General features: G+C 41.1%; 4 protein-coding genes. All 4 read left to right on the plus strand.

Annotation, left to right across the window (positions count from 1 at the left end; genetic code table 11):
* Positions 1 to 128: 128 nt before the first annotated feature.
* The gene (locus HMPREF9074_RS08620; protein WP_009390934.1) at positions 129 to 2,366 is read left to right on the plus strand and encodes a GH92 family glycosyl hydrolase; all 2,238 of its coding nucleotides are present in this window, start codon (positions 129 to 131) and stop codon (positions 2,364 to 2,366) included.
* Between the two features lie 331 nt (positions 2,367 to 2,697).
* The gene (locus tag HMPREF9074_RS08625; protein WP_009390932.1) at positions 2,698 to 3,621 is read left to right on the plus strand and encodes a hypothetical protein; all 924 of its coding nucleotides are present in this window, start codon (positions 2,698 to 2,700) and stop codon (positions 3,619 to 3,621) included.
* A gap of 359 nt (positions 3,622 to 3,980) precedes the next feature.
* Entirely contained in the window at positions 3,981 to 5,213 is a 1,233-nt protein-coding gene (locus HMPREF9074_RS08635) for a WG repeat-containing protein (RefSeq protein WP_009390928.1), read from the plus strand.
* 7 nt (positions 5,214 to 5,220) lie between these two features.
* Positions 5,221 to 5,953 (plus strand): PepSY-associated TM helix domain-containing protein (locus HMPREF9074_RS08640; RefSeq protein WP_198133046.1); only part of this gene is annotated, 733 nt, incomplete at its 3' end.

Consider the following 5,953-nt stretch of genomic DNA (forward strand, 5'->3'; position numbering starts at 1 on the left):
AGCATTAACAAACGAAGTTATTAGGCAATGGAATTGACTTGGGGTATAAAAAAGGGTGTTAGGGTTGTAACTTCAAAAAATAGTCGTATATTTGTAGCCTGATTAACCATTTTTAGCGTTTTAGACTAATGAAAAAAGTACTCTCTTTCGCCGCTCTGTGGGTGGCTCTATCAATACACGCTCAGCAGCAACCTGTGGATTATATCAATCCGCTTATTGGAACGTCTAACTTTGGGGCTACTCACCCTGGGGCTATCGCACCTCGCGGTATGCTTAGCATCTCCCCCTTTAACGTGGCTTTCGATACTACTGGCGTGAAAGCTCCACTTGAAAAAGATAGTCGTTGGCTTTCAAACCCTTATGTGAATGAAAACAACTTCTTCACCGGACTTACCCACGTGAACCTCAGCGGTGTTGGTTGTCCTGAACTCGGGGTGATTATCGCAATGCCTACTACTGGTAAATTGGAGGTAAATCACCTAAAATATGGCTCAACCTACCAAAATGAGGTGGCTAAAGCTGGTTATTACAGCAATTTCCTTACTAAATATCATATCAAAACTGAAGCTACCGCCACTACAAGGGCTGGTATTACTCGCTATCACTTCCCGAAAGGAGAAGCCAATTTGCTGCTCAATCTTGGGTTGGGACTTACAAACGAAAAGGGGGCTATGCTGAAATTCGTATCGCCTACCGAGGTGGAAGGAATGCGTATGGTAGGGACTTTCTGCTATAACAGTCCGGAGCTGGCTTATCCGGTGTATTTCGTAGCTAAAGTGAACAAAGTTGCCCCCTCATACGGGGTATGGCATACGCCTGAAAAACACCAAGGGGTGGAAGCCCAATGGATGTGGTACAACGGCGATACGCGCCTAAAAGAGCAATTTGCCCGCGAGGTGGTAGGCGATAGTATTGGGGCTTATTTCCGTTATAAATTCGACAAAGAAGAGGTGGTGGAACTAAAAGTGGGCATCTCGTACGTGAGTATAGCTAACGCTCGTGAAAACCTTGAGAAAGAGATAGGCAACCGCACTTTCGATGAGGTGTACACCGCTACCCGCCAAACGTGGAACGATGCCCTCCGCGCTACCGTAGAAGGGGGTACTGATGAGCAGAAAACTATCTTCTACACGGCTCTGTATCACGCGCTTATTCACCCGAACTTACTAAATGATGTTAATGGCGATTACCCCGAAAGCAAAACCAACAAAATAGGCAAAAGCAACGAGCGTTATACGGTATTCTCGCTTTGGGATACTTATAGGAATTACCACCAACTGCTGACCCTACTCTACCCCGAACAGCAACTGCAAATGGTGCGCACGATGCTCGACATTTATAAAGAAAGCGGTTGGCTGCCTAAATGGGAACTCAATTCCACAGAAACCTTTACGATGGTAGGCGACCCTGCCAGCATAGTACTGGCAGATACTTATTTGCGCGGTCTGACCGATTTTGACATACAAACTGCCTACGAGGCGATGCTAAAAGGGGCGAATACGCTTGAAAACAATCCTATACGCCCAGGGGTGAAAGAGTATTGGAAGTTGGGTTACCTGAGTGTAGATGGGGGTGTAAGAGGTCCGGTATCAACTACCCAAGAGTATAATGCGGCTGATTTTGCTATTGCACAAATAGCTAAGAAGTTAGGCAAAAAAGCTGATTACGAGAAGTTTAATCAACAGGCTTATTCGTATAGAAAGCTATTTGACAAAGAAACCCATTTATTGCGTCCGCGCCACGCTGATGGCAAATGGTATGCGCCTTTCAACCCTGAAAGTGGGGCTAACTTTGAAGAAAATGTGGGCTACATAGAAGGTAATGCGTGGCAATACGTATATATGGTAACCCACGATGTGAAAGGAATGATTAAGCTAATGGGTGGTGAAAAGCCTTTTGAAAAGCAACTCGACCATATTTTTGACAGTAAGCAGTACGATATGGCTAACGAACCTGATATTGCCTATCCGTATCTGTACAACTTCCTTAAAGGTAAAGAGTGGAAGACCCAACAGAAAGTAGACCAACTTATCAATGAGTATTTTCAAAACAAACCTGCGGGACTGCCAGGGAATGAGGATACAGGGGTAATGTCGGCTTGGCTTATCTATGGTATGGCAGGTTTTTATCCTATTACTCCTGCTGAGCCTAACTATACTTTTACCTCGCCTAAGTTCACTAAAATCACCCTCAAACGCGATCCGAAGTACTATCCTGCTGGTGATTTGGTAATAGAAAGTAATGCTTCGCCCGAAAATATTTACATTAAGAATATTTACATCGATGGGAAGCCTTACAAATCGTATTTTATCAGTCACGAGGCGCTGAAGAATGCGAAGAAAATACGGTTTGAGCTGACTAATTAGTCAATTTGGCAATTTGGCGATTAACATCCCCCCTTTGCACATACTCCGCTGCGCCAGCTCGCAGACTTCCTTCGAAGGGGGAGACGTGACGGTCAGCAGGATAGAAAGATGTGACGGTCAATAGGACGGGGAGAGGTGACGATTTGACAATTAACATCCCCCCAGCCCCCTTCAAAGGGGGAGAGGTGACGGTCAGCAGGATGGAAAGATGTGACGGTCAATAGGACGGGGAGAGGTGACGGTTAGCAGGACGGAGAGATGGGATGGTCAGCATACACGAAAAACTTTTGGGAGAGCCTCGAACAAATTAGCAAATCAGTAAATCAATAAAATGAGTATAATTACAGATTTTACTAACAGACGAATGTATTTTTGGCACAGATACTACTTTGGGAAAGAGGGTATTTGGTGTCGGGATTTTGATAAAGAAAAAGCATTTTGTGTGCTAAAAGATTCTTTATACAAGGATTATATGGTTAGGGCTATAGCTGATAACGGAAAAACCATAGCTGTTTCTCGTAGTATTGACACTAATGAACCATTACTTATGGTTGATGTTGATAAAAAAACTATAACAAATACCATTTATAATCATACTTTTATCTATCCTTGTCTTGATAGAGAAGGTAGCAAAGTATTTTCAGTAACTAAAAGCGATATTTATAAGAATATTTATGGAAACCCTTTTTGTGTAGATGTCGAAACGGGTAAAGTAATAGCTATTCTCGACGAAAAAACACAATGGGGTAACACTGCTTATCATCCTGCAAGTAATTCGGTGTATTTTAGTGCTTTCAGACAGCCTAATCTGTACAAATTCAACTTTGATACACTTATGTTTTCAGCCATACCTACTGATAAAAAAATACGTATATCTGATTGTAAAGTAGCTTGCGACAACAAAGGTTACTACTATTTAGGCAGTAATATCTTAGTGTATATGAACAATGAAGACGAGGAAGTTTGGCGTATCAATTTTAAAGAAAAAGAAAAGCTTAGTGGCAAAACACTTTTTTCAATATGTCTTTCTGATAATCCTGATTATATAGCGGTCTATTTGTTAGATGGCAATTGGTTGTTCATCGTCAATCGCAATGATTTTTCCTACAAAAAATACAAATTAGGAAGAGTAGGGTTTAGTGAGTTTTTCAACAATTCATTACTGTTGATAGATAAAAATCACAACTTTAGCACACTCAATTTAGAAACATTAGAAGAGAAGCCTTTTTTACCCACCGCTGGCGCAAGCCTATAACTCGTGCCAAACAAATTAGGGAATTAGCAAATTTGACGATTTGGCGATTAACATCCCCCCTTGCACATACTCCGCTGCGCCAGCTCGCGGACTTCCTTCAAAGGGGGAGAGGTGACGGTTTGACGATTAACATCCCCCCAGCCCCCTTCAAAGGGGGAGATGTGACGGTCAGCAGGATGGGGAAAGGTGATGGTCAGCAGGAAGGAAAGATGGGATGGTCAGCAGGATGGGGAGATATGACGGTCAGCAGAATGGGGAGATGGGATGGTCAGTGGGATGGGGAGAGGTGACGGTTAGCATACACGAAAAACTTTGGGGAGAGACTTAAACAAATTTTAACCTTTAACAAATTAGCAAATATGAAAATAATGAAAATAATCAAATTAGTCTTGCTGTTGTGTGGCTTTATGGGGTTGGCACAACCTAAATACTTTATCTTTGAAGAAAAGGGTAAGTTAGGATTGGTCAATTTGCAGGGAAAAACAGTGTTAGCCCCTACTTTTAATTCTATAAAACAAAAACAACCATACATCATTGCTTGTGGTAAAACAAAAGGCTGCTGGGTGTATAACGAAAATTTACGACCCATTCTTAAAGGAACTTATAACTCTATAAGATTTGGGTGTGAAGGTCAGTTTATTGTTGAGAAGAATGGGAAATATGGGGTGGTTTCTGAAAAAGGTACTATAATACTCCCCTTAAAATATTCATTTATAAACTCTAACAAAAATGGCTATACAGTAACTCTTAATGATAAAACAGGTCTTTTTAACTCTGAAGGGAAAGAAATTATCCCTATAAGCTATCGCTGGATTTACACCGATGAGATAGATGACAATATTCCTATTGTAGCAAGATTGAATGGCAAAGAGGGATATATCAATACTAAAAATGAATGGGTGATACCTGCTACCTACAGAGATGCTTTTGCCTTTCGACAAGGTTTGGCTAAAGTAATGGAAGTGAGAGATTACATATATATCAACCTTAAAGGAGAACCTGTTATTCAAGATTTTGATGCCGATGTGATTGAACCTTCTGACAACACTTACATAGTAGGGGTACGTAAGGAATGTAAGTATATGGTCTATGATTTGAATGGTAATTTATTAGATACCTATGATGGTTTTATAAACAATTGGAGTGGTAATGGTATTTTTGGGGTTAAAAAAGGGGGTAAATGGGGCTATATAGATGGCTATGGCAAGGTAATAATTCCGTTAGAATATGAAGAAGTAGGTAATTTTAGCGAAGGATTGGCTGCGGTACGCAAAGATGGTAAATGGGGGTATATCAACCTAAAAAATGAGGTAGTGATTCCGTTTGAGTTTACTAATAGAGGGGTAAGCTCCTTTAAAAATGGGGTTGCTAAATACTATACTGATAGCGGTATAGGTCTTATCAATCTGAAAGGAGAAATAATAGCTGAACCTAAATATAATAGTATACAATACTTAAGAGAGAATGTTGCTATAGTATCTTTTGATGGTTATTACTATCTATACGATTTTGTAAAAGAAAAGAAACTAAAACGCCTTGAAGAAATAAGAATTGAAAAAGCTCTTATAACTGATGAACCAAGATGTAACTAACTGACAAATGGCAAGAAAACTTCATTTAATAATTGCCCTAATAGCGGGGGTATTCATATTGCTGGGAGCTCTTACAGGGGCTATATTAGCAGTAGAATCGGTGTATAACCAAACATTGCCTTACAAAAGTGCAGAGTTTGAAAAGGCGACTCTTGCCCAAACCATTGCCGCCCTAAAAGAGAAGAAGATAGATGCCCTTAAACTCACTATCGACCGCAATCACTTTGTGCAAGTAGAGACATCGGAGGGTAAAAAACTATTTATACACCCCCAATCGGGCGCGGTAATGGAGGGAAATTATAAGCCTTCGAAGTTTATACAGTTCGTTAAAACCTTGCACCGCTCGCTCTATATGGGCAAAACAGGACGGGTGATAATGGGAATCACGGCTTTGTGCTTTGCAATAATAGCCTTATCGGGTATATGGCTGATTGTACGCAAACAGCAACGCTGGCGCCACTTCTTTGGAAAACTACCCGAAGGGGAAGAATTTAACCCTCATTACCATTCGGCTATAGGGCGCTGGATGCTCGTATTTATCTTTATTATTTGCCTTACCGGCGTGTATATGACGCTGGAAACCATAGGAATTGTACCTAAATTTAAACCTCAACACGAGTACGATGCCTCTACCCTATCGGAAGAACCCGCAAGAGCTTACACTGATTTTGAGGTCTTCAACGTACCCCTGTCTGAAGTGCGGTCGGTAGAGTTTCCTGCTTTTGAAGATGTTGAAGAGG

Source organism: Capnocytophaga sp. oral taxon 329 str. F0087 (assembly GCF_000213295.2).
Lineage (GTDB): Bacteria > Bacteroidota > Bacteroidia > Flavobacteriales > Flavobacteriaceae > Capnocytophaga > Capnocytophaga leadbetteri_A.

Bases quoted from the DNA above. Each gene is read 5' to 3' on its own strand.
- HMPREF9074_RS08635 (WP_009390928.1), top strand. From the start codon at position 3,981: ATGAAAATAATGAAAATAATCAAATTAGTCTTGCTGTTGTGTGGCTTT.
- HMPREF9074_RS08620 (WP_009390934.1), top strand. From the start codon at position 129: ATGAAAAAAGTACTCTCTTTCGCCGCTCTGTGGGTGGCTCTATCAATA.
- HMPREF9074_RS08625 (WP_009390932.1), top strand. From the start codon at position 2,698: ATGAGTATAATTACAGATTTTACTAACAGACGAATGTATTTTTGGCAC.